The sequence below is a fragment of the Alcanivorax sp. HI0083 genome (assembly GCF_001635175.1).
Genome location: NZ_LWFX01000706.1, coordinates 1 through 403 on the forward strand (window position 1 = coordinate 1; position 403 = coordinate 403).

1 protein-coding gene is annotated in these 403 nt (G+C 59.3%); it reads right to left on the bottom strand.

The features are described from left to right. A partial coding sequence (locus A3754_RS06940; RefSeq protein WP_197468533.1) for an AbgT family transporter occupies nt 1-320 on the bottom strand: 320 nt, incomplete at its 3' end. Between the last annotated feature and the right edge of the window lie 83 nt (nt 321-403).

The window sequence follows — 403 nt, forward strand, 5'->3', positions numbered from 1 at the left end:
GCAAGGCTCACCGACAGCAGCCCGGATTGTTCGGCTACGCCCAGGCCCAACATGGCGACGAGCACCACGCCCAGTGGCGCAAAGCTGGTGAAGTTGCCCACCAGGGTGGTGAACAGATAACGCAGGCCGTCACCGTCGAGCAGTGAGCGGGCGGTAATGGTGTCGTCGGTGAGAGGGTGAACCGCGGTGATATCCAGTGCACCCAGTAATGCGGTGAGGGGAAGCAGCAGCAGGCAAAGCCAGACAAATAACAAGGTCGGGTGGGGAAGCCGGTTGCCCAACTGCTCCAGCCGAGCTAGCCAGCCGTGGGTATGAGTCATGGATATTCCCCGCAAAATGAACGTCTACTTTAGCGAGTTGAGTGAATCGCGGGCAAGTGATGGTGGAGCACTATACGCTTGAG